Source organism: Microvirga antarctica (genome assembly GCF_017921815.1).
GTDB lineage: Bacteria > Pseudomonadota > Alphaproteobacteria > Rhizobiales > Beijerinckiaceae > Microvirga > Microvirga antarctica.
In genome coordinates this window covers 744,715-764,551 of record NZ_JAGEMM010000001.1, presented here as the reverse complement: position 1 = coordinate 764,551, position 19,837 = coordinate 744,715, and the positions used below count along the sequence as shown (strand labels likewise).

The window sequence follows — 19,837 nt, the reverse complement described above, 5'->3', positions numbered from 1 at the left end:
TCAGTCCAACGGCTTGGTCATGAAGTATCTCGGATAGATTGGCGCGGGACCGTCGATCTGCCCGAAGACCGAAAAGCCGTGCCGCTCATAGAATGGACGCGCCTGAAAGGCATAGGTCTCCAGCCAGAGGTGGAGGCATGAACGCCGCCTCGCTTCCGCTTCGGCGCGCTGCAGCAGACCCGATCCTATGCCCTGGCGGCGCATGGACTCCGGCACCACAAGCATGTCGATGTGAAAGCCGCCCCACCGGGACTGTGCCCATAATCCGCCAACGGGGTCGCCGCAATCCGGGTCTCCGATCAGAATCGCGAAGTCATGGTTGTCGGGTGGCCCAACCCGACCAGCCGTATAGCTTCTCAAGGCAGAAAGAAGCGCCTGATACGCCCCCGCAGGTGGGGAATCGGTTTCGATCAGGATCGGCTCCATTGCGACAGCTCCATGCCCCGAGCCGTCGCGGAATGAGCGACACGTCGGCGATGCCATAAATAACCCCGGCACGAGGGCCGGGGTGTTTATCATCATCGCATGCTTTCAATTGGCAAGTCAGCATGCGGAGGCCGACTGGCGTGACGCTCGTCAGGCCGCCATCGCCTTCTTGAGGTTTTCGTCGATCTTGTCGAGGAAGCCGGTGGTGGAGAGCCACTTCTGCTCGGCGCCGACGAGAAGGGCGAGGTCCTTGGTCATGTAGCCGGCCTCGACCGTGTCGACGCAGACCTTTTCCAGGGTCGTGGCGAACCGGGCGAGATCCGGGTTGTTGTCGAGCTTGGCGCGATGGGCGAGGCCACGGGTCCACGCGTAGATCGACGCGATGGAGTTGGTGGAGGTTTCCTTGCCCTTCTGGTGCTCCCGATAGTGACGGGTGACGGTGCCGTGGGCTGCTTCCGCTTCCACCGTCTTGCCATCCGGCGTCATCAGAACCGATGTCATCAGGCCAAGCGAGCCGAAGCCCTGGGCGACGGTGTCGGATTGCACGTCGCCATCGTAGTTCTTGCAGGCCCAGACATAGCCGCCGGACCATTTCAGCGCGGACGCCACCATGTCGTCGATGAGACGGTGCTCGTAGGTGATTCCGGCGGCCTTGAACTTGTCCTTGAACTCGGCGTCGTAGATCTCCTGGAAGATGTCCTTGAACCGTCCGTCATAGACCTTGAGGATGGTGTTCTTGGTCGACAGGTACACCGGATACTTGCGGTTCAGGCCGTAGTTCAGGGACGCCCGGGCGAAGTCGCGGATCGACTCATCGAGGTTGTACATGCCCATCGCCACGCCGGCCTCGGGGAACTGGAACACTTCCTTCTCGATGACGGTGCCGTCATCGCCCGTGAAGGTCATGGTCAGGCGGCCCTTGCCGGGGACCTTGAAGTCGGTTGCCTTGTACTGGTCGCCGAAGGCATGGCGGCCGACGATGATGGGCTGCGTCCAGCCGGGCACGAGCCGGGGCACGTTCTTGCAGATGATCGGCTCGCGGAAGATCACGCCGCCGAGGATGTTGCGGATCGTCCCGTTGGGAGACTTCCACATCTGCTTGAGGTTGAATTCCTTCACCCGGTCTTCGTCCGGGGTGATCGTGGCGCATTTGACGCCGACGCCGTATTTCTTGATCGCCTCGGCGGCATCGACGGTCACCTGATCGGCCGTCGCATCGCGGTTTTCGACGCTGAGATCGTAGTACTTCAGATCGATGTCGAGGTAGGGGTGGATCAACTTGTCCTTGATGAAGTGCCAAATGATACGGGTCATCTCGTCGCCGTCGAGTTCGACGACCGGATTGGCAACCTTGATCTTCGCCATGATCTCACCTTGCGTTTGAACGGATGGAACCCGCCGGACGGCGGGCTGCGTGAGGCGGGCTATAGCGCGGCTCAGGGCCGGGGGGAAGCGCCGTGACGCGAAGAAGTGCCGCCCGTTCCATCCGACGGCGACTGGATTATGAGCCGTTCGGAGGCCTATTCGGCCGAGGTGGTGGACCAGGCCGGGTTGGGCAGGATCGCGCCCCAGGGCGAGGAGACCCGTCCGCTCAACTGCCAATGCTCGTCGGCCGCAAGCCACACGATCATGGCCACGAGGAGGACGAGGAGCAGCGCGCACAGCAGCCAGGGAAGCCGGTCCCCGTGGGACCGGCTCGGCAATATGCGCTCCCGCCAGCGATACGACATCACATCCGATTCCAGAATCGCCGCGATGTCTATCGTAATTTCATAACAAAACAATGGGGGGTGACGAAGTTTTCCGGCTGCCGACTGTCCCGGCATCAGGCGATCAACGGTCCTTCTTTTGCCGATGCGAAGCCGTTTTCTCGATGCAGGGGACTGCGCTGAACAGGGTCGTAGCGACCATCGCGCGCAGGTGCTCGTCCGTGCGCGGGTCTGCGATCAGACGCGCCGTGGTCCTGAGGAAAGCCCTGTCACAGGCGCAGGCTCCCCGCCCGGATTTCTCGTCGCAGAGGTGGCAGGCCTCGTCGAAGGCGTCGACGGCCCCGGCCCGGTGAAAATCCCCAGTGCCGCACCAATGGCATAAAAAAGGGGCGGCGATTGCGGCGCCTGGACCGGCTGCGGGGACGCCATCGCGGCGGGCACGACGCCATCGCAGAGGATCGCCGCACAGATGCGCAACCAGGACACAGGAGACTCCCGAACAAAAAAGACCGATAGGAGCAAGCTGGATAAGCTCAACGGATCATCAAGTACGATGCTCACCGCAGAACCCGCCGGATGCCGGCGATGAAACCCGTCATCATTCTCGTCGAACCGCAACTGGCCGAAAACATCGGGATGGTCGCACGCGCCATGGCCAATTTCGGGCTCGACACCCTGCGCCTCGTCTCACCGCGCAATGGCTGGCCCAAGAAGGGCGCCCAATCGGCCGCTTCGGGAGCGACCCATGTGCTGGAGCAGGCGGTCCTGTTCGACAGCGCGGCCGAAGCCATCGCCGATCTCAACTACGTGTTCGCCACCACCGCGCGGGAGCGGGGCCAGATGAAGCGCGTCGTCGGTCCTGATGTGGCGATGGCGGAAGCCCGCGTCCGGCTCGGCGAAGGGCAGGGCGTCGGCATCCTGTTCGGCCGCGAACGGACGGGCCTCGAGAACGACGAGATTTCGCTCGCCGACGCCATCGTGACCTTCCCGGTCGACGGGCGCTTCTCGTCCGTCAACCTCGCCCAGGCGGTGCTCCTCGTGTCCTATGAATGGCAGAAACAGGCCGGCGGCGCGCTGCCATTCGCGGGCGAGATGCGCTCGCAGCCCGCGCCGCGCCACATGGTGACGTCGTTTTTCGACTATCTCGAGAGCGAACTGGAGGCGGTCAACTTCTATCCGCCCGACAAGCAGCCCATCATGGCGCGCAACATGCGCGACGTTTTCCACCGGCTGGAAATGACCGAGCAGGATGTGCGCACCCTGCGTGGGGCGATTCGTGCTCTTGCGGAGGGCCGCCGATTGAGAAAGCCTTAAAGAAATACAGCTTATAGAAAAGAGCGCGCCCCTGCGCTCTCTGCATTCGACTTGAGATCACCCATGCGCGGCCCGCTTTTCGCTCTCTGTCTCGGCTCCTGCCTTGCGGCTCCCCTGGCGCAGGCGGCCTCGCCTCCGAAGCAGCCGGAGAGCGGCCCAGGCGGGTCCGACTACAAGGTTTCCGATCTCACCAAGCGCGGAATCGGAACAGCGAGTGCCGGCACCTTCGTGTTCCATCAGGCGGCCGTGGCCGATGCGCCCCGTCCGGTGGTGGTGTTCCTGCATTCCTGGGGCGCCGTGAACCCGGCGCTGTACGGCGGCTGGATCGAGCACCTGGCGCGCAAGGGCAACCTCGTCCTCTACCCGCGTTTTCAGGACGTCAACCGCTCGCGGCCGGCCGATGCCTCGGCACAGGCAGCAGCCCTCATCAAGGCAACGCTCGCCGCGCTGGCGAACGATCCCAATGCGAAGCCGGACCTCACCCGCGTGGCCTATATCGGCCATCTCGCCGGGGTGCCGATCGCCCTCAACCTCGCGGCCGGGGCTGCGACCTATGAGATCCCCGCGCCGAAGCTGATCTTCGGCCTGATGCCAGGCGGCATCACCACCAGCGAGAAGGAACGCGGCATCCTGCTGCAGGATCTCGCCACCATCGCGCCCGACACCCTGCTCATCACCATGAGCGGCGACCGCGATCATCTGCCCGGCGACAAGGCGGCGCGGATGATCATGAAAGAGGCGAGCGCCGTTCCGGCGAGCCGCAAGATCTTCATGCGGGCGGGCTCGGACGATCACGGCTATCCGGCGCTCACCGCGACCCTGACGGCGCCCGGGTCGCCCAAGCCCGATTTCGACGCGCTCGCCATCAAGATGCCGCCCGATCCGCCGCGCGATCCCAAGCAGCGCAACACCTGGCGGTGGAGCGCCGACATGGCGCTGTCGGGCCAGCAGACGGTTCTCACCCAGCAGCTCGGCACCAACGGCATCGACACACTCGATTTCCTCGCCTTCTGGAAGACCTTCGACATGGCGGCCGACGCCGCTTTCTCCGGCAAGGACGGGGCGTTTTTGCGCCGCGACCCGAAATTCATCGACATGGGCTCATGGAGCGACGGCTGGCCGGTGCGTCGCCTCACGGCCCAGGCGCCGCAGGGCGAGGACGACAAGCCGGAGCGCGGTCCGCGCCGCCGGCTCAACATCGCACCGACGGATACGAAAGAGACGTTCTCGCAGAACGTGACGCCGCGCTCGTGAGAGCGCGCCTGAGGGTGGGGGAACCGGATGCTCGTCGATCTTCTGGCTGGAACGATCTATAAGCCTGCCATCATGCCGTCCGCTGTTCCCACCATCCTCGTGTTCGATTCAGGCCTCGGCGGCCTGACGGTGTTCGCCGAAGTGCTGAAGGCCCGCCCCGACGCGCGGTTCATCTATGCGGCGGACGATGCCGGCTTTCCTTATGGTCGCCTGACCGAGGACGGGCTGGTGGCCCGGGTGATCGCCGTCATGGACCGGCTCATCGCCCTCCACACCCCCGATCTCGTGGTGATCGCCTGCAACACCGCCTCGACCCTGGTGCTGCCGCGGCTGCGGGAACGCTTTGCCATCCCGTTCGTCGGCACGGTGCCGGCCATCAAGCCGGCGGCTCTTGCCAGCCGCACGGGGCGCATCACGGTTCTGGCGACCCCGGGCACGGTGCGCCGGGACTACACGCGCGATCTCATCGGCACCTATGCGGGGGCCTGCCGGGTCGACCTCGTCGGCTCGCAGCGTCTTGCCGAATATGCCGAGGCGCAACTCGCCGGCCACCCGGTTCCCGACGCGGCGCTGTTGGCCGAACTCGCCCCGTGTTTCGTCGATGCGGAGGGCTGCCGCACGGACGTGGTGGCGCTCGCCTGCACCCATTACCCCCTGCTGCTGCCCCGCCTGACGGCTTTGGCCCCCTGGCCCGTCACCTGGATCGACCCCGCCCCGGCCATCGCACGGCGGGTCGTCCAGCTCATCGGTCCGCCGCTTTCAGGCCACGAGGCCGACGAGGATGAGACGCTGGCGGTCTTCACGAGCGGGGCGGCGATTGGCGCTCCGTTACGCGCGGCGCTGGACGCGCGGGGGCTTTCGGCCGTGACCGTCGAGGCAATGCCGTTGGTGGTGGGTTAGGGCCGCGAACCTCTGCTTGTCTCAAGCGCGCCGACCAGACAGGCAATGGTCTGCCTTGTGACAAGATGCGCCGAAAGCGCTGCGCCAAAAGGGATTGTCCGTCCAGGGAACATTCAGTAGAGGATATCGTTATTGCAACGTTATTGTGTATGAATCTCTGGAACACCGTCATGACCACCGATTATGTGATCGGCAGCACGAATTCGATTGTCGTCACCGCGAACAACGCGGTGGGGCTGAACTTGGCGGCGGGCGATAGCCTCACCGTACAACAGGGCGGCAGTATAACGTCCAGCGGGACCTTGGGGTTTGGCGTGGACAGTTCCACCGGCAGGCACATCGTCTCCATCGACGGCATTATCAGTGCGCCGGCTTTTGGACGGGCTCTGGCGCTCAATGGGTCAATGATGGTTTCCATCGGCGAGACCGGCAGTGTGTCCGGCGAGCGAGGTGGCCTGGAAATTTATGGCTCTGCGACTGTTTACAATTCAGGTCATATTTCTGGATTGACCGCACTTGCCTATCGCACCGACGAGGCAACGCAGTCTTTGTCGCTGATCAATCAGGGTACGATGACGGGAAATGTGGTCCTCCAAGGGCGTTCCGTCATTTCGAATTTCGGGACAATCGATGGGATGCTTTCTAGCATTGACTCTGCCGTCGTCTACAATGGCGAGCACGGGATTCTCACCGGGAAGGCGACGTTGTCGGATTTCGCTGACACGTTTGTCGGGGGCGCGGGATCCGAAACGATTGATCCCGGCGCTGGCAATGACCTCATCGATGGGGGCGACGGGAGCGACACGCTGCTTGTGTCGTCGGGGAGCCCATCCATTGCGATCGACCTCGCGTCGAATGCTGCCCAGAATTTCGCCAGCTGGGGTACGAAGACACTCCTGAACATCGAAAATCTCACGGTGACCGGCCACGCGAGGGCGGCGTTACACGGCAACGATCTCCGCAACATCCTCACCGGTGACAGCGAGAATGACACGCTGGACGGCGGCGGCGGCGACGATCTTCTGACGGGAAAAGACGGCTCCGATGTGCTCATCGGCGGCGGTGGCAACGATACCGCAGCCTACACGTCCAACAGCGCAGCTTACACCATCCAAAAGCTTGCCGATCATCATTTCACCGTCACCTATAGTGCCCCAGAGAGCGCTGAAGTTGGCGCCGACGACCTGACAGATATCCGCTTCGCGCAATTTACCGACAAGACCGTGACGCTCTACAACGCCGCCCCCGACAGCGTTGCGCTGTCGACGACCAGCGTGTCGGAGAGCAAGCAGGTCGGCCAGAGCGTGGCGCTGCTCTCGAGCCACGACGCCGATGGCGACGCCGTCACCTACACGCTGTCGGACAACGGCAACGGGACATTCGATATCTTCGATGGCGCGATCCGCCTCGCCAAGGCGTTGAACGCCGCCACGACGCCGCAATACACGATCACCGTCAAGGCCAAGGACGCTTATGGCGGCGAGACCCTGAAGAGCTTCACCATCGATGTCACGTCCGGTGCTGCGACCGGCCACGCGCCGAGTGCCATCGGTCTCAGCGGCGCGATCGTCGCGGAGAATGCCGGGATCAACACGCCTATCGGTCTGCTGTCGGCGCAGGATGCCGATGCCGACGAGACCTTTACCTACGCGCTCCTGGACAATGCGGGCGGGCGCTTTTCACTTCTGACGACTGCCTCCGGCACGAAGCTCGTCGTGGCGGACGGCACGAAGCTCGATTACGAGACGGCCGCGTCGCACCAGGTCAAGGTGCGGGTCACGGACAGCGGCGGCAACACCTTCGATCAAACCTTCACCATCGCGGTGACGGATCTTGCCGACAACAATCATGCGCCGGTGGCCATCGGGTTGACGGCAGCCAGCATCGCCGAGGGGTCGGCGAATGCGGTGCCGGTGGGGCAATTGCTCGCGCTTGATGTCGATCAGGGCGAGACCTTCACCTATGCGCTGGTCGACAGCGCAGGAGGGCGGTTCGCGCTGAACGGCGCGCAACTGGTCGTGGCGGATGGCACGAAGCTTGATTACGAGACAGCAACCGCGCACCAGATCAAGGTGCAGGTCACCGACCATGCTGGTGCGTCCTTCCAACAGACGTTGACCATCGCGGTGACGGATGTGGCTGAGGGGGGTGTCGCGCCGAATGCCATCGGCCTCAGCGGCGCGGTCGTCGCCGAGTCGGCGGCGATCAACACGCCCATCGGCCTGCTGTCGGCGCAGGATGCGGATGCGGGCGAGACGTTCACCTACACGCTGTTGGACAATGCGGGCGGGCGCTTTGCCCTGTCGAGCGATGCCACCGGCACGAAGCTCGTCGTGGCCGATGGCACGAAGCTCGATTACGAGACGGCCGCGTCGCACCAGATCAAGGTGCGGGTCACGGACAAGGGTGGCCACACCTTCGATCAGACCTTCACCATCGCGGTGACGGATCTTGCCGACAACAACCATAAGCCTGTGGCTGTCGGGCTGACGGCCGCGATCGTTGCGGAAGGCGCAGCGTCCGAGACGCCGGTCGGGACGTTGCTGGCCCAGGATGTGGATGCCAACGACACCTTTACCTACACGCTTGTGGACGATGCCGGCGGCCGGTTCATGTTGAAGGGAACGCAACTGGTCGTCGCTGACGGAACGAAGATCGACTATGAGCAGGCAACATCCCACCACGTTACCGTGCGGGTCACCGACGGCGGCGGCCTCTCTCTCGATCAGGTTCTGACCATCGCGGTGTCGGACGTCGCAGAAACCAACCATGCGCCGACCGCCATCACCCTCAGCGCCGAAACCACTGCCGAGAACGCCGTCAAGGACAGCCTCATTGGCCGGTTGTCGACGCAGGATGTGGATGTCAACGAGACCTTCACCTACGCGCTTCTCGATGATGCCGGCGGACGGTTCGCCCTGGCGAGCGATTCCTCCGGCACGAAGCTCGTTGTGGCCGATGGCACGAAGCTCGATTACGAGACGGCGCGCGCGCACGACGTCAAGGTGCGGGTGACCGACAGCGCCGGCCACAGCATCGAACGCACGTTCACGGTTGCGGTGACGGATGTGGCCGAGGGGACAGGCGGGACTGGCACGACCCCGACCCCGAGAGCTTTGGTGCTGGTGGGCACATCGGCCGTGGACCGCCTGACCGGCGATAGCCTGGACGACAGCCTCACGGGGCTTGCGGGCAACGACGTGCTGTCGGGGCTTGCCGGCAACGACAAACTGTCGGGCGGGCTCGGCCGGGATGTGCTGTCGGGTGGCGCGGGGCGGGATATGTTCGTGTTCGACACCAAGCCGAACGCCAGGACCAACCTCGACCGCGTCGTCGATTTCTCCGTGCCGGACGACACCATCGCGCTGGCGAAATCGGTCTTCAAGGGTCTCGCCAAGAAAGGCGGGCTGTCGAAGGCGGCGTTCTGGTCGGGGCCTGCGGCGCATGACGACAGCGACCGCATCATCTACAACAAGAAGACCGGCGCCCTGTTCTACGACCATGACGGCAAGGGCCACGACGCGGCGGTGCAGATCGCCACCCTGTCGAAGGGCCTGAAGATGGCCGCAGGCGATTTCCTGGTGATCTGAGGGGCGTTCAAGCCGCAAACCCCGTGGGCGGTCGGCCCGCGGAGGTGGGGCGCCTGATGATCGCCGGCGGGCACGAGCCCGGGCGGCTTCCCGTAGCCCCTGCCTCATCACGGTCGAAACGCGTTCGAGCGGCGACAGCTTCGGGATGGGCCGCTCCGGGACCGGCCCCCGCCCCGGGGCGGGGGTCCATGGCGGTGGCACGGACAGCGGGAGAAGGTCCGTCTCCCGAGGCACCGTCCGAACCCGCAGGGTCCGGCTGCCGCTACCGTCAGCCTCGTCCTCGTCGACGCGCAGTTCGACCGGCGGGAGGGCATCTCCCGGCGGGGGACGGATGGCCACCCATCGGGACCGGAATGCGCCGCGGACCTGCCGGCATTCTTGACTCAGGGCCGGCTTTCGCCTAGAGCCAGCCGGTTCGCGCGGTCCATCTCGGGCCGCGTGAGTGTTTTACGCACCCGTGGTTTCGGTTCATTCCGGCCTGTCGTCCCTGAAAAGGGAAGAGGAGGGCGCGTTCCTCAAAAACCGTTCGACAACAAAGAGGAACAGCGATGTCGAAGCGCATTCAGGCCAAGCATAAGCTTGACCGCCGCATGGGTCAAAATATCTGGGGTCGCCCGAAGAGCCCCGTGAATCGTCGTGAATACGGTCCCGGCCAGCATGGCCAGCGCCGCAAAGGCAAGATGTCCGACTTCGGCACGCAGCTGCGCGCCAAGCAGAAGCTCAAGGGCTACTACGCCAACATCACCGAGAAGCAGTTCCGCCGCTACTACGCGGAAGCGATCCGTCTCAAGGGCGACTCGAGCGAGAACCTCGTCGGTCTCCTGGAGCGTCGTCTCGACGCGGTGGTCTACCGGTCGAAGTTCGTGGCAACCCCGTTTGCGGCGCGCCAGTTCGTCAACCACGGCCACATCAAGGTCAACGGGCGCCGGGTCAACATCCCGAGCTACCTCGTGAAGCCCGGCGACGTGATCGAGGTCAAGGACAAGTCGAAGCAGCTGGAGGTCGTCATTGTGGCGAGCCAGCTCGCCGAGCGCGACATCCCCGATTACATCGAGGTCGATCATTCCAAGATGACGGCCCGCGTGACGCGCATCCCGACCCTGTCGGAAGTGCCTTACCCGGTCCAGATGGAACCGAACCTCGTGATCGAGTTCTATTCGCGCTAATCAGCGACGACCATCGATTGTCGATCCAGGCCGCCTTCGGGCGGCCTTTTTCGTTTCGCCGTCGCTCTCGGATGCGCTTGGCTCATGAAAAAAGGCCGCCCGGAGGGGCGGCCTTGTCTGTCCGTCTGGGGCGTGACTACCGCTGCATGCCGTGTCCACGCGGGCCGCCATGCTCGGGACCGTGCCCGCGATGGCCGCCGCGGCCGCGCATGGCCGCTTCCGGACGCATGAGAATCGGCAGCAGACGCTTCTGACGGTCATCGAGGGAGGCCCAGAAGGGCTTCATCGCCGTCGACAGGGCCGTGGCGCTGGCTGCCGCCTTCGTGGTCCAGTCGGCGCGCTGCTCGATCTGCTGCATGAAATCGGGACGCGGGGCGGGAGGCGCGCCGCGCTCGCGGCGCTGCTCCATGCGCTGGGCGCGATCGCCGGCGTTGGCGCGGAGCGCCTGCTCGACCGGGCTCCACAGCTTCTGCTGGTCCGGCGTGAGCTTGAGGCCGGCCTGGATGGCCGCGACGCGTGCGTCCGTCAGCGAATCGAAATCAGCCCGAGTCATGGGCGGGCGCGGGGCAGGTCCCCCAGGACCGCCGGGTGGGGGAGGAGCGGGCTGCGCAATGGCTGCGGTCCCGGCAACGACGAGAGCCGAGGCGGCCGAGATGAGCGAAAAGGTTTTCATGCGATACTCCTCCTGAAGATCACCAGAACAGTGGCGATGTCAGCGTCAGGGTGAGGCCAGCCTGCTCTCTCGCGGGTGACCGCAGCATGAACTTTTCGTCATGTTGGCATTCAGGTGAGCTGTTTCAGGAAACCCGCAAACCGCATGAGACCCTCCGGCCAGGGGCCGTGGCCGCTATCGGTGTTCAGGTGGCCGGCATCGCCCGCATCCACGAGGGCCGAGCCCCAGGCGTAGGAGACGTCCTCGGCCTTGTCGAACTCGCAATGGGGGTCCGTGCGGCTGGCCACGAGGACGGACGGGAAGGGCAGCGGATCCTGCGGGATCGGCGCAAAGGCGCGATCGACCACCGGCTCGAAATCGGGCCGATCCACATCGGGCATTCCAACCAGGAACGCGCCCTTGACCTTGTCCTTCGGCAGCAGGGGCGCGGCGAACGCGATGGCGATCACGCCGAGGCTATGGCCGACCAGAACGACTGGCTTCTCGGCCCGCGCGACCTCCTCGACAATGCGCGCGACCCAATCGTCCTTCCGCGGGGATTCCCAGTCTTCCTGCTCGATGCGGCGCGCGGTCGAGAGCTGGCGCTCCCACCGGCTCTGCCAGTGATCGTCGCTCGCATTGAGGTGGCCGGGAACGATGAGGATGTCGCAATCGGAAGTTTTCATGACGCGGAGGTAACCGTCGCGGGGCCGCTCTTCAAGGCCTCAGCGGCGCACCAACGCGCAACTCTCACGCGCTGCGCCTCACGCCCGCGATTTCGGCAGATCGCAGCACCGCCTCGCGCTCGGCGATGTAATCGCGGGTCAGCGGCACCGTGTCGTTGCGCTTGGCCAGTTGCACCTGGAACACCACCGCGTCCTGAAAGCGGAAGGCTGATTCCGACATGGCGAGGTAGCATTCCCACAGCCGACAGAAGCGCTCGTCGTAGAGGCGGCGGATCTCGTCGCGATGCTCCATGAAGCGCTCGCGCCATTTCTCGAGGGTGATGGCGTAATGCAGCCGCAGGATCTCGATGTCCGTCACGACGAGGCCCGACCGCTCGATGGCCGGCATCATCTCGGACAGGATCGGCAGGTGGCCGCCGGGGAAGATGTATTTTTCGATCCACGCATTGGTGGGATAGGGCGTGCCGCTGCGGCCGATGGTGTGCAGAAGCATCACGCCGTCATCCTCCAGCAGCTTGTGGCAGGCCGAGAAATAGGTGTCGTAAGACGACGGGCCCACATGCTCGAACATGCCCACCGACACGATCCGGTCGAACGTGCCGGTGGTCGCGCGATAGTCCTCCAGCTCGAACCGCACCCGTTCGGGCATGCCGGAGGTCGCGGCGCGCTTGCGCGACACGTCGAGCTGTTCTTCCGACAGGGTCACACCCCGCACATAGCCCGCCTGTGCGACCTCGCCGAGATAGAGCCCAAGGCCTCCCCAGCCGGATCCGATATCCAGCACCCTCTGGCCGGGATCGACCATGAGCTTGGCGGCGATGTGCCGTTTCTTGGCAAGCTGCGCGTCTTCGAGCGTCGCGTCGGGGTGGTCGAAATAGGCGCAGGAATATTGCCGGTCGCTGTCGAGAAACAGGGCGTAGAGCCTGCCGTCGAGATCGTAGTGGTGGGCGACATTGCGCTTGGCCTTGGCGGCGTCGTTGGCGCTGCGGCGCTGGAGCATGGTGCGCATCTTGCGCAGCCGCCGGAGCGGGAGTTCGCCCAGATCCCCGTGCGTCTTCTGGAGGACCAGCTCCAGAAGTTCGAAGATGGAGCCTTCATCGATCACCAGACGCCCGTCGACGAACAATTCGCCGAGTTTCAGTTCCGGGTGGAGACAGAGGGCGAGCTGGGCCGCCGCATCGGTAAATCGGAAGGAGACCCGAGGCTCTCCGCCGTCGCCGAAGGTGAATGTCTCACCTCCGGCGGTTGTCATTATGAGCGTTCCTTTGCGAACCGCCCGGGTAAAGGCCGTTGTGAGCAATTTCTCGGACAGCATGACAATTCCTGACCCGCTGACATCCCGCTCAGATGATTGTCACCCATTTGGCGAACATTGCTACCCCCTTACGGCTCAGCTTGCGCCGAAGACGCGGCGGAAAATCGTGTCCACATGCTTGAAATGGTAGCCGAGGTCGAAACAATCCTCGATCTCGGCCGGGGGCAGGTAGGCGGTCACGTCCGCATCCGCCTTGAGCAACGTGAGGAAGTCGCCCTCGCCGCGCCAGACCGGCATGGCATTGCGCTGCACGAGGCGATAGGCGTCCTCGCGTGAGGCGCCCTTCTGGGTCAGGGCCAGCAGAACCCGCTGGGAATGGACCAAGCCGCCCAGCCGATCGAGATTTTTCTGCATGTTCTCCGGATAGACCAGCAGTTTGTCGATCACGCCCGTGAGGCGCGCCAACGCGAAATCGAGCGTCACGGTGGCGTCGGGGCCGATCATGCGCTCGACAGAGGAGTGGGAAATATCCCGCTCGTGCCACAGGGCCACGTTTTCCATGGCGGGCATGGCGTAGGCCCGAACCATGCGCGCAAGTCCGGTCAGGTTTTCCGTGAGGACAGGGTTTCTCTTGTGGGGCATGGCCGAGGAGCCCTTCTGACCAGCCGAGAAGAACTCCTCGGCTTCCAGAACCTCGCTCCGCTGGAGGTGGCGAATCTCCGTCGCCAGACGCTCGATGGAGGAGGCCACAACCCCGAGCGTGGCAAAATACATGGCATGCCGGTCGCGCGGGATGACCTGCGTCGAGACCGGCTCCACGGACAGGCCCATCTTCTCGGCCACATATTCCTCGACGCGCGGATCGATGTTGGCGAAGGTGCCGACCGCACCGGAGATCGCGCAGGTGGCGATCTCGCGCTGCGCCTCGATCAGGCGGATCTTGCAGCGCTCGAACTCCGCATAGGCCAGCGCCAGCTTGATGCCGAAGGTGGTGGGCTCCGCGTGGATGCCGTGCGAGCGGCCGATGGTCGGCGTCATCTTGTGCTCGAAGGCGCGACGCTTCAGGGCCGCCAGCAACTTGTCGACATCATCCAAGAGCAGGTCGGTGGCGCGCTTGAGCTGGACGTTGAAGCAGGTGTCGAGCACGTCGGACGAGGTCATGCCCTGGTGGACGAAGCGGGCCTCGGGGCCGACGATCTCGGACAGATGGGTCAGGAACGCGATGACGTCGTGTTTCACCTCGCGCTCGATATCGTCAATGCGCTCGACGTCAAAGGTCGCTTTGCTGCCTTTCTCCCAGACGAGTTCGGCTGCCTCCTTCGGCACGACGCCGAGATCCGCCAGCGCCGTCGTGGCATGCGCCTCGATCTCGAACCAGATGCGAAACTTGGTCTCGGGCGACCAGATGGCGACCATTTCGGGGCGGCTGTAGCGGGGGATCACGTCACGTCTCCTGGCAGCGGGGCGCGGCGTGTAACCTGCAAGAGAGCTTGTCAGGCGGGTCGCCACGCGCGGGAAGGGACCGATGATAAGGTCCCGCAGATGATCGCAGATGGCTATTGGATGGCGCGCCGGATGACAAGCGCCCTGCGCAAGCCGCGACTCAGTCGGACGCCCGGGAAGGGCGGTGTCTCGACGGTGCAAATCGTGGGCGCGGGCCTTGACGACGCCTCAGTTCCGCCTCAAACAGGCGTTTGAAATTCATACGTCAGTTTGAATTTCCTTTGGGAGAACGCCATGCGCGTCGTCACGGTCCGGGTTACCCGCAAGGTCGCCGAAATCAGCGAGAAGATCCTCTTGCAGATCGTCGTTTCGGTTGCCGCCACGGTGTGCGTCGCGATGATCAGCAACGCCTATCTCAAAAGCGATGCGCCGCCTGTGCAGGTTTCGGAGACCGCGGCCTTTGCGCTCGATGCGCGATCGGCCGCAGGCCTGTTCGATGCGCATTTCCAGTCCGACACCTTCCGGGTTCCGGTGGCGAGCCCCATCGAGTTCGGCGCTCTCTTCGGTCCCTCGATCGAGCGCGCCGCCCTGCCGATCGTGGGCGAGCCGTGGTCGGTAGCGTCCCACCCGCCGGAGCAGGCCGCCGAACGGCCGGCCCTCCAGAAGGCCCGGACGACGATTGCCGCCACCGTATTGCCGCCGGCGCGCCCGGCGTTTGAGCGTCCGGACCCGATGACGGCGCAGGCGACCGTCTTCGCGCCGGAGGCCGAACCCGAGCGGCGTCTGGCTATTCTGGGAATTGCCATGCCGAGATTTGTGCCCACCGGTGAAAAGATCGTCTCTTCCGTCACAGCATTGGGTGCGTCCCTGACGGATCTCGTCCTGCGATGACGCGGGCTGCCGACCGGACCCGCCAGAGCCTTATCGATGCGGCCCTGGTGGTTTTCGCCGACAAGGGCTACGGCGCCGGTTCCGTGCGCGACATCACCGTGAAGGCCCACGCCAATCAGGGCGCCATCACCTATCATTTCGGCGGCAAGGAAGGCCTTTATCGCGAGGTTCTGAAAGCCACCTTCGTGGCGTTCAAGAAGGCAGCGCTCCTCGACGAGGACCTGCTCGACAGTCTGGATCGGGACGCGGCGCTCAGGCTCTTCGTGAAACAGCAGCTCCTGCCGTTGCTCAAGCGCAATCAACTCGCGCGCTACATCCGCATTCTCAACTGGGAAATCCTGCAACGCACCGACGTGTTTCAGGAGCTTGCGATGAGCGAGAACATGTCGCTGGTGACGGTCGTCGAGCGGTTGGTGCGCAAGTTCCTGCCGGCGGATGCCACGGCCGAGGACATCGCCGTCACGACGCTTTGGCTCCTGCATCAGGGCCTGATCTTCGTGCGCGACTCAGCCTACCTGACCCTGCCGCCCCACAACATCGCTCTCGACGAGGCGTTCGTCGAACGCCTGATCGACCGTCTCAGCCGGCTGCTGGCCTCGGGCCTCAGCGGCACCCCTTAGCGGGCGCGGGCGGTGGCCTCGCGGATCGCCGCGATCGAGGCCGCATAAGCGGCGGGGCCGTTCTTGAACACCGCCGAGCCTGCCACCAGCACATTGGCGCCAGCCGCTGCCACCAGAGGGGCCGTCTCGGGGGTGACCCCGCCGTCGATCTCGATGTCGATGTCCCGGTCGCCCACCATCGCCTTGATGCGCCGCAACTTCTCGCAGACGGAGGGGATGAAGGCCTGGCCGCCGAAGCCGGGATTGACCGTCATCAGCAGGATCAGGTCGACGTCGTCGAGGACCGGCTCGATATGGGCCTCGTGGGTGCCGGGATTGAGCACGATGCCGGCCTTCTTGCCCAGTTTGCGGATGGTCTGCAGCGACCGGTGGAGGTGGGGACCTGCCTCCGCATGAATGCTGATGATGTCGGCGCCCGCCTTCGCGAAGGCTTCGAGATAGGGGTCCACCGGCGCAATCATGAGATGGACGTCGAAGGGTTTGGCCGAATGCGGCCGGATCGCCTTCACGATGTCGGGTCCCATGGTGATGTTGGGCACGAAATGCCCGTCCATGACGTCGATATGGATCCAGTCGCCGCCGGCAGCGTCGATGGCGCGAACCTCTTCGCCCAGGCGGGCGAAATCGGCGGACAGGATGGAGGGGGCGATCAACAGGGGACGGGTCATGGCGGGCCGGTAGCACGGAGGCCGGAAAGCTGCAATGTCCTCTGGTATGCGCTGCGCGCCGATGCCAATCCGGCAGGGCCTTATGTCACAGGAAAGGCGTGGACGCCGTCGCCGGATCAGGGCTAAACAAACCGCGCGGGAGCGGCTCGATCCTCTCCCGGCTCTCGTATGAGAGACGAAGCTAATCGGGGCAGAATTCATGCGTAAAGATGTGGTCGTGTTGGGCGCCGGGATCGTCGGCGTCTCGGTTGCCGTGCATTTGCAGCAGCGCGGACGGTCGGTGCTGCTGGTGGACCGTCGCGGACCCGGCGAGGAAACGTCGTTCGGCAATGCCGGCCTGATCCAGCGCGAGGGCGTCTATCCTTACGGGTTCCCGCACGATTTCGGCGCGTTGCTGCGCTACGCCACCAACAGCACCATCGACGCGCATTATCACATGAGCGCGCTGCCGAAGCTCGCGCCGTTTCTCTTCCGCTACTGGATGCATTCGCGCCCGGAAGAACACCGCGCCATTGCGCGCCTCTACGCGCCGCTGATCGAGCACAGCGTGGTCGAGCATGCAGCGCTGGCGGAGGCCGCCGGCGCGACCCAGTTGATCCGTCCGACCGGCTGGATGAAGGTTTTCCGCAGCCAGAAAGCGCTGGACTCGCAATTGCGGGACGCGGAGAGCACGAAGCGCGATTTCGGCGTCAATTTCGACGCCCTGAGCAGCCGCGGCGTCAGCGAGAAGGAGCCGCACCTCAGCGGCGATCTCAAGGGCGGCATTCACTGGACCGATCCGGGCGCGATCTATGATCCGTATCAGCTCACCATGGCGTATCTGCGCCTGTTCGAAAGTCTTGGCGGCACGGTTGCGGAAGGCGATGCGCGCAGCCTTGCGGAAACATCGGACGGCTGGCGCGTCACCACCAAGAGCGGCCCGGTCGAGGCGCGCGAGGTCGTCGTCGCGCTGGGGCCTTGGGCAGACCTCGTCACCAAGGGGCTCGGCTACCGTTTGCCGCTCGCGGTCAAGCGCGGCTACCACATGCACTACAAGCCGCTCGGCAATGCGGTCCTGAACCGGCCGACGCTGGATTTCGAGCGCGGCTATTTCCTGGCGCCCATGTCCAAGGGCGTGCGTCTCACGACAGGGGCCGAATTCGCCGATCGCGATGCGCCCAAGACGCCCGTGCAGCTCCAGCGCGCCGAGCCGATTGCCAAAGCGTTCTTTCCGCTGGGCGAGCGGGTCGATGCGGAGCCCTGGATGGGCATGCGGCCCTGCACGCCCGACATGATGCCGATCATCGGCAAGGCCCACCGCCACAAGAACCTCTGGTTCAGCTTCGGCCATGCCCATCACGGGATGACGCTCGGTCCGATCACCGGTCGTCTGGTGGCCGAGATGATCACCGGCGAGAAGCCGGTCATCGATCCGACCCCGTACCGTCCGGATCGGTTTTAACGCGCCGACGGCCCGAACCGGTCGCGCCATGCGGCCTGCGCCCCCGCATAGGGCAGGGCCGTCGCCTCGTAGACGCCGCGGGCGATGGCTCGCGCCACGCAATCGGCCGCGAGCGCCGTGAGTTCCGTGAACTCCATCGCTTCGTCGCCGAAAGGCCGGCGGCCGGTCGAGGCCGCAAAGATCGTGTCGCCGTCATACAGCGCGTGGGCAAAGCGCAGCGCGTGGGAAAATCCCGCATGGGACGCAATCGCCAGGCGCTTGGCCTGGGCCTTGGTGAGGATCGCGTCGGTGGCCACCAACGCAATGGTGGTGGAGGGCTGACGGCCGCCTTTCCAGAACAACTCGCGCATCTCAGGAGTGAGGTTTGCGGGATGGCCGAGGCCGCCGAACTCGGCACTCTCCTCGAAATCGGCCGCCCAGAAATGCGGCCCGTCCCCGATCACGGCGGACGAAATGCTGTTGACCACGGCAACCGCCCCGACGGTATGGCCCGCTGAGGTTCTGACGCTGGCGGAGCCAAGCCCGCCCTTGAGGTTGACCGTGGTAGCCCCAAATCCCCCGCCGGCCGTGCCGAGCGCAAAGGTTTCCCCGGCATCTGCGGCGGCGGCATAACCCAGTTCGCGATAGGGCGAATAGCGCCCCCAATCCTTGTCTCCGCCATTGAGCAGGTCGAACACGACGGCCTGGGGCACCAGCGGCACGAGGGCCGGGCCGACCGGAAAGCCTACTCCCTTCTCGCGCAGATAAGCCTGCACCCCGCCTGCGGCATCCAACCCGTAGGCGGAGCCGCCGGACAGCACGATGGCATGAATGCCGGGCGCGACCTTGTCGGGTTCGAGCAGGTCGGTCTCCCGGGTGCCCGGCGCTCCGCCCATGACCGCGCACGAGGCCACGGCAGCCTTGTCGAATACGGCCACCGTTACGCCGGAGCCGAGGGCCTCATCCTGAGCGTTGCCGATCCGCAGGCCAGGAACGTCGGTGATGAGATTGCGCATGGTGTTCATCGGCCAAGCATGCCGAAAACGCTGTCGTTCACAAGCTGGCGACGGCGCGAACTGCACCTTTCTTGTCGGGGGGTATCCAGATAGAAGGCCCCATGCTCAGTGTATCGCTCCCGGCAGCCCTTCTGGGCGGATTGATCAGTTTCCTCAGCCCCTGCGTGCTGCCGCTGGTGCCGCCCTATCTGTCGTTTCTCGCCGGCACAACCTTCGACCAGCTTCATGCGGGCGAGGCGCAGGTGCGCCGCCGTGCTGTGATGGCAGCCCTGCTGTTCGTGGCGGGGTTCTCGACCGTCTTCATCCTGCTCGGCGCCACCGCGTCGGCGCTGGGGCAGGTGGTGCGGCAGTATCTGGACGTGCTGAGCACCCTCGCGGGGCTTGCCATCATCGTTATGGGCCTGCACTTTCTGGGCGTGTTCCGGATCGGCTTTCTCTATCGGGAGGCGCGCCTTCAGGTCGACCGTCCGGTCGGGATCTGGGGCGCCTACGTGATGGGGCTGGCCTTCGCGTTCGGCTGGACCCCGTGCATCGGACCGGTTCTCGCCGCCATTCTTGCCGTTGCGGGTTCAGAAACGAGCGTCGCGCGAGGCGCGCTGCTTTTGGCTGCCTATTCCGTTGGCCTGGGCATCCCGTTCCTGCTGGCCGCATTCACCATGAAGCCGGTGCTGGCTCTGCTGAAGCGGATGCGGTCGCGGTTTGACGCGGTCGAGAAGGTCATGGGCGTGCTGCTCATTCTCACCGGCATCGCGTTCCTCACCGGGTGGATCACCACGGCGTCGTTCTGGCTCCTCGAGACCTTTCCGGTGCTCGGTCGCCTGGGTTAG

The 19,837-nt window shown here is 64.8% G+C and carries 18 protein-coding genes; 9 read left to right on the top strand and 9 right to left on the bottom strand.

Translation table 11 applies throughout. The features are described from left to right. From J4G32_RS03815 to J4G32_RS03805, 3 genes are all read right to left on the bottom strand, one after another. Positions 1–426, bottom strand: a complete 426-nt coding sequence (locus J4G32_RS03815; protein ID WP_210484621.1) for a GNAT family N-acetyltransferase — start codon at positions 424–426, stop codon at positions 1–3. A gap of 150 nt (positions 427–576) precedes the next feature. Continuing rightward, positions 577–1,791 carry an NADP-dependent isocitrate dehydrogenase gene (locus J4G32_RS03810; protein WP_210484619.1) on the bottom strand — a complete coding sequence of 405 codons (1,215 nt, stop codon included), beginning with the start codon at positions 1,789–1,791 and terminating at the stop codon, positions 577–579. A 155-nt stretch (positions 1,792–1,946) separates the two neighbouring features. Then, positions 1,947–2,156 (bottom strand): hypothetical protein, encoded by a 210-nt coding sequence (locus tag J4G32_RS03805; RefSeq protein ID WP_210484618.1) that lies wholly within the window; start codon positions 2,154–2,156, stop codon positions 1,947–1,949. Positions 2,157–2,720: 564 nt separating this feature from the next. On the opposite strand from J4G32_RS03805, the gene J4G32_RS03800 reads away from it, so the two are divergent. The 5 genes from J4G32_RS03800 (at position 2,721) to rpsD (ending at position 10,359) form a co-directional block, all read left to right on the top strand. Next, a complete protein-coding gene (locus J4G32_RS03800) occupies positions 2,721–3,449 on the top strand; it encodes an RNA methyltransferase (RefSeq protein ID WP_210484617.1) in 729 nt (242 codons plus the stop codon). A 63-nt stretch (positions 3,450–3,512) separates the two neighbouring features. After that, positions 3,513–4,703, top strand: coding sequence for a dienelactone hydrolase family protein (locus J4G32_RS03795; protein ID WP_210484615.1), 1,191 nt, complete (start codon positions 3,513–3,515; stop codon positions 4,701–4,703). Positions 4,704–4,730: 27 nt separating this feature from the next. Next, positions 4,731–5,603: a glutamate racemase gene (gene murI / locus J4G32_RS03790; protein WP_210484613.1), complete on the top strand. Its 873-nt coding sequence runs from the start codon at positions 4,731–4,733 to the stop codon at positions 5,601–5,603. A 170-nt stretch (positions 5,604–5,773) separates the two neighbouring features. Then, positions 5,774–9,193 (top strand): cadherin domain-containing protein, encoded by a 3,420-nt coding sequence (locus J4G32_RS03785; protein ID WP_210484611.1) that lies wholly within the window; start codon positions 5,774–5,776, stop codon positions 9,191–9,193. Between the two features lie 548 nt (positions 9,194–9,741). After that, positions 9,742–10,359, top strand: a complete 618-nt coding sequence (rpsD, locus tag J4G32_RS03780) for a 30S ribosomal protein S4 (protein WP_210484609.1) — start codon at positions 9,742–9,744, stop codon at positions 10,357–10,359. A gap of 136 nt (positions 10,360–10,495) precedes the next feature. On the opposite strand, the gene J4G32_RS03775 is transcribed toward rpsD, so the two are convergent. From J4G32_RS03775 to purB, 4 genes are all read right to left on the bottom strand, one after another. Beyond that, positions 10,496–11,032: a Spy/CpxP family protein refolding chaperone gene (locus tag J4G32_RS03775; RefSeq protein ID WP_210484607.1), complete on the bottom strand. Its 537-nt coding sequence runs from the start codon at positions 11,030–11,032 to the stop codon at positions 10,496–10,498. A 110-nt stretch (positions 11,033–11,142) separates the two neighbouring features. Further along, positions 11,143–11,697 (bottom strand): RBBP9/YdeN family alpha/beta hydrolase, encoded by a 555-nt coding sequence (locus tag J4G32_RS03770; protein ID WP_210484606.1) that lies wholly within the window; start codon positions 11,695–11,697, stop codon positions 11,143–11,145. A 64-nt stretch (positions 11,698–11,761) separates the two neighbouring features. Beyond that, on the bottom strand, positions 11,762–13,012 hold the full coding sequence (locus J4G32_RS03765) for a cyclopropane fatty acid synthase (RefSeq protein WP_210484604.1): 1,251 nt from the start codon (positions 13,010–13,012) through the stop codon (positions 11,762–11,764). A 75-nt stretch (positions 13,013–13,087) separates the two neighbouring features. Beyond that, positions 13,088–14,395, bottom strand: coding sequence for an adenylosuccinate lyase (purB, locus tag J4G32_RS03760; protein WP_210484602.1), 1,308 nt, complete (start codon positions 14,393–14,395; stop codon positions 13,088–13,090). Positions 14,396–14,689: 294 nt separating this feature from the next. On the opposite strand from purB, the gene J4G32_RS03755 reads away from it, so the two are divergent. Beyond that, positions 14,690–15,286 carry a hypothetical protein gene (locus J4G32_RS03755; RefSeq protein ID WP_210484600.1) on the top strand — a complete coding sequence of 199 codons (597 nt, stop codon included), beginning with the start codon at positions 14,690–14,692 and terminating at the stop codon, positions 15,284–15,286. Then, entirely contained in the window at positions 15,283–15,906 is a 624-nt protein-coding gene (locus tag J4G32_RS03750; RefSeq protein WP_210484593.1) for a TetR/AcrR family transcriptional regulator, read from the top strand. Before J4G32_RS03755 ends, J4G32_RS03750 begins: the two co-directional genes overlap by 4 nt. Here the strand turns inward: J4G32_RS03750 and rpe are convergent. Beyond that, positions 15,903–16,574 carry a ribulose-phosphate 3-epimerase gene (gene rpe / locus J4G32_RS03745; protein ID WP_210484591.1) on the bottom strand — a complete coding sequence of 224 codons (672 nt, stop codon included), beginning with the start codon at positions 16,572–16,574 and terminating at the stop codon, positions 15,903–15,905. The two genes, J4G32_RS03750 and rpe, sit on opposite strands and share 4 nt — an antisense overlap. A gap of 199 nt (positions 16,575–16,773) precedes the next feature. Here rpe and J4G32_RS03740 point away from each other — a divergent pair, with 199 nt between their 5' ends. Further along, positions 16,774–18,015 (top strand): NAD(P)/FAD-dependent oxidoreductase, encoded by a 1,242-nt coding sequence (locus J4G32_RS03740; RefSeq protein WP_210484589.1) that lies wholly within the window; start codon positions 16,774–16,776, stop codon positions 18,013–18,015. Here the strand turns inward: J4G32_RS03740 and J4G32_RS03735 are convergent. Continuing rightward, complete coding sequence (locus tag J4G32_RS03735; RefSeq protein WP_210484587.1) at positions 18,012–19,019, bottom strand: P1 family peptidase; 1,008 nt, start codon at positions 19,017–19,019, stop codon at positions 18,012–18,014. The genes J4G32_RS03740 and J4G32_RS03735 overlap by 4 nt on opposite strands. Positions 19,020–19,111: 92 nt before the next feature. Here J4G32_RS03735 and J4G32_RS03730 point away from each other — a divergent pair, with 92 nt between their 5' ends. Beyond that, positions 19,112–19,837, top strand: a complete 726-nt coding sequence (locus J4G32_RS03730; RefSeq protein ID WP_210484586.1) for a cytochrome c biogenesis CcdA family protein — start codon at positions 19,112–19,114, stop codon at positions 19,835–19,837.

What these genes read in the sequence shown, in the direction of transcription:
- J4G32_RS03815 (WP_210484621.1), bottom strand. Translation starts at nt 426, where the DNA reads ATGGAGCCGATCCTGATCGAAACCGATTCCCCACCTGCGGGGGCGTAT.
- J4G32_RS03810 (WP_210484619.1), bottom strand. Translation starts at nt 1,791, where the DNA reads ATGGCGAAGATCAAGGTTGCCAATCCGGTCGTCGAACTCGACGGCGAC.
- J4G32_RS03805 (WP_210484618.1), bottom strand. Translation starts at nt 2,156, where the DNA reads ATGTCGTATCGCTGGCGGGAGCGCATATTGCCGAGCCGGTCCCACGGG.
- J4G32_RS03800 (WP_210484617.1), top strand. Translation starts at nt 2,721, where the DNA reads ATGAAACCCGTCATCATTCTCGTCGAACCGCAACTGGCCGAAAACATC.
- J4G32_RS03795 (WP_210484615.1), top strand. Translation starts at nt 3,513, where the DNA reads ATGCGCGGCCCGCTTTTCGCTCTCTGTCTCGGCTCCTGCCTTGCGGCT.
- murI (WP_210484613.1), top strand. Translation starts at nt 4,731, where the DNA reads ATGCTCGTCGATCTTCTGGCTGGAACGATCTATAAGCCTGCCATCATG.
- J4G32_RS03785 (WP_210484611.1), top strand. Translation starts at nt 5,774, where the DNA reads ATGACCACCGATTATGTGATCGGCAGCACGAATTCGATTGTCGTCACC.
- rpsD (WP_210484609.1), top strand. Translation starts at nt 9,742, where the DNA reads ATGTCGAAGCGCATTCAGGCCAAGCATAAGCTTGACCGCCGCATGGGT.
- J4G32_RS03775 (WP_210484607.1), bottom strand. Translation starts at nt 11,032, where the DNA reads ATGAAAACCTTTTCGCTCATCTCGGCCGCCTCGGCTCTCGTCGTTGCC.
- J4G32_RS03770 (WP_210484606.1), bottom strand. Translation starts at nt 11,697, where the DNA reads ATGAAAACTTCCGATTGCGACATCCTCATCGTTCCCGGCCACCTCAAT.
- J4G32_RS03765 (WP_210484604.1), bottom strand. Translation starts at nt 13,012, where the DNA reads ATGCTGTCCGAGAAATTGCTCACAACGGCCTTTACCCGGGCGGTTCGC.
- J4G32_RS03755 (WP_210484600.1), top strand. Translation starts at nt 14,690, where the DNA reads ATGCGCGTCGTCACGGTCCGGGTTACCCGCAAGGTCGCCGAAATCAGC.
- J4G32_RS03750 (WP_210484593.1), top strand. Translation starts at nt 15,283, where the DNA reads ATGACGCGGGCTGCCGACCGGACCCGCCAGAGCCTTATCGATGCGGCC.
- rpe (WP_210484591.1), bottom strand. Translation starts at nt 16,574, where the DNA reads ATGACCCGTCCCCTGTTGATCGCCCCCTCCATCCTGTCCGCCGATTTC.
- J4G32_RS03740 (WP_210484589.1), top strand. Translation starts at nt 16,774, where the DNA reads ATGCGTAAAGATGTGGTCGTGTTGGGCGCCGGGATCGTCGGCGTCTCG.
- J4G32_RS03735 (WP_210484587.1), bottom strand. Translation starts at nt 19,019, where the DNA reads ATGAACACCATGCGCAATCTCATCACCGACGTTCCTGGCCTGCGGATC.
- J4G32_RS03730 (WP_210484586.1), top strand. Translation starts at nt 19,112, where the DNA reads ATGCTCAGTGTATCGCTCCCGGCAGCCCTTCTGGGCGGATTGATCAGT.